We start from the raw sequence: 2,486 nt of genomic DNA, 5'->3' as shown, positions 1-2,486 counted from the left end.
AATTATGCTGTACCTTCTTTTAATTTGAAGAATTTTCGGGTAATTGGGAGTAGGTAAAGTTACGAATAACAATTAAACATGGTTAAATCAGTATGTGCGGAGCGTGACCACAAGGAACGTGACAGATTAAGGGCAAATAGGCTTGAAATGGATAAAAGGGAGGAAGCCGAGAGGGAAAGAGTACAGCATAGTAGCAACCTTCTCAATTCTTATATTGAAAAAGCAATGGCGAGAGAAAATCAACAGAAAGAGAAACATAATCAGATTTTACAAAATATCCATGAAGAGGGGGTACAGAGAAAGTCAGAAGAAGCGTACAGGACAAAAGAAGTGGTAAGTGCAGTAAACAGAGGTATCAGGAATGCGGAGAAAAAAGAAGAAGATAGTAAATCATGGGATGCTTTTATGGATCGAAATAGGAGACTGCTAGATAAGGGGATTGAATCGGTAAAGAGGGAACGGAGCAAGACGTATTTTAGTTGATGGGATAGTAGAATTGAGAGATTTATTATAAGGCATATCGGATAGGGTGGACTTATCTGGTGTGTCTTATCATCTCTATATTTTGTACAAATGTTCTTTGCTTTACACAATATATGGAAAAGAAATTGAAAAATTTTGCGTAAATCTAAAGAAAATAGTGGAAATTGTCCAAAATGTGTTATATAATGGGACAAGCTAAACGAAAAATGCAGGAAACAATGGAAAAGTGCTTGCATAGAATACACTAAGATGATATAATTATAAGCGTTATTAAGTGAGATAGCCTAAGAAACAGGTGGATGAGTTGTAACATTCGTAAATCCTGCGGAGGCAGTAGCGATTAGGTTGTCTTGGTGAAACAAGACAATTTTTTATAGAAAAGGATAAAAATTTATAAATGGGTAATACTGTGGAAAAAGTGATAGAAATGCCACAAATTACTGAAGAACGGAATTATTCAAAAATCATGGCGATTGGATATGAGATAATTAGTATGATTTTTGAAATGTCAATATCATTTGTTCCGATAGTATTATATTGGTTGGTATTTTATCTTTCAAATACAAAAGTAGATTATTTTGAACACATAAAAAATGGAAGTATTATATGGATTTTCTTAGCCATGCTTGTGGTAGGAAATTTCAAATTATTAGTTGACGGGCAACATAAATATGGATTTGCACAAAGGCTAATTATTGCATGTATAATTATTTTCATGTTGATTTTATTAGGGGTTTACTTGGTTTTAAATTTCGCAACGTACGGATTGGTTGATATATCCTTGGTTCAAAAGAATACCACTTGTTTGGTCATTTTATTAGGGATATCAACATTAATCTTAAATACGTTGCGGATAGTATTCTTTTAATAAATATAGAAAGAAGGATAACAAGATGGAATTATTAATGATTTGTTTTTTTACATTATTCTTTTTAATAAGTATAATTGGAATTATTATTAGATTGATTTCTATTTCTACTAAAAGGAATGTAGCGTCAATAGAATTATATGATGATGGAAGCTTCTCTACTAATTTGAACAATGTATATGTTGGCAGGTTGGCGGATGCTACTGTAAGAAGTTCTGTGCGTTTTCATAAGAGTTTATATAAAACTAAGGATGATTACGAACAATATAGAAATAACATTCGAGAGTTGAATTTGCCATAAAGGATATAGAATAATGGATTTGTTCAAAAAATTTGAAAAAGAAATAAAAGAAATAGTTGTCATTCATAATTTTACCAAGCACTATATTTTGCTTGGAGAAGAACTGTCAGATGACTTTGAAACATATTTACAGCCTGTGAAAGAGTTTCGTGATGCATATGAGCATATAGTACGTGTTTTTACAAAATGTATAGGTTTAGGTGATGCTGGTAGCAACATGAAAAAAGAAGAATATGTTCAGAAAAATTTAAGCAAGGCATTGGGACATGAATATAGGGCATTTTTTGATGTTGCGGATTGGTTTTCCATTATTTGCAGAAAGCAGATATATGATATTGTTCAGGGATATACATATGAGCAATTATGTGACAAATATCCTAAATATCCAGAAATGAAAAGCAGATTGTATTTAATTTCTGAGGAAATAGCAACTATAAGAGATAAAAAAGATATATCAAGTAATATATTTGATGAAGTAAATCATTATCAATATGCGTTGGTTGAATTGTTGGGATATTATAGAGATTTGGTACAGTGCGAGTTATAGAACAGTGATAGAAAATGTTTGTTTTTAAATGGCTATATCGGATAATAATACTTTATCTGATATAGTCATTTTTTTACCGATTTACCAAAGCTAAATAAACACTGAAAATAATTGATTGCAGGAGTGATATTTAGTATAATCCTGTCTTTGACAGTTAGTAGATTAAATAATCGTAAACGGTGGGTTTGTCAAGTAAAGTGTGTAAATTAATTTGATTTTTTTCGGCGGTCTTAATTGACCGCCGTATTTATTGTATGAAACTCAGTCAAATGGCAGTTCCTCACCAT

General features: G+C 31.5%; 4 protein-coding genes. All 4 read left to right on the top strand.

Features of this window, described 5'->3' with window-relative positions:
• Positions 1-78 precede the first annotated feature (78 nt).
• Positions 79-483: a hypothetical protein gene (locus tag D7Y06_RS24690; RefSeq protein ID WP_120410123.1), complete on the top strand. Its 405-nt coding sequence runs from the start codon at positions 79-81 to the stop codon at positions 481-483.
• 397 nt (positions 484-880) lie between these two features.
• Positions 881-1,351 (top strand): hypothetical protein, encoded by a 471-nt coding sequence (locus D7Y06_RS24685; RefSeq protein ID WP_120410122.1) that lies wholly within the window; start codon positions 881-883, stop codon positions 1,349-1,351.
• 25 nt (positions 1,352-1,376) lie between these two features.
• Positions 1,377-1,652 carry a hypothetical protein gene (locus D7Y06_RS24680; protein ID WP_120410121.1) on the top strand — a complete coding sequence of 92 codons (276 nt, stop codon included), beginning with the start codon at positions 1,377-1,379 and terminating at the stop codon, positions 1,650-1,652.
• A gap of 13 nt (positions 1,653-1,665) precedes the next feature.
• A complete protein-coding gene (locus D7Y06_RS24675; RefSeq protein WP_120410120.1) occupies positions 1,666-2,199 on the top strand; it encodes a hypothetical protein in 534 nt (177 codons plus the stop codon).
• Positions 2,200-2,486: the final 287 nt, after the last annotated feature.

It is taken from the genome of Roseburia sp. 1XD42-69 (assembly GCF_003612565.1).
Lineage (GTDB): Bacteria > Bacillota > Clostridia > Lachnospirales > Lachnospiraceae > Roseburia_B.
Note: the sequence above shows the minus strand (reverse complement) of the source record. Positions and strands in the feature narration are given on the sequence as shown.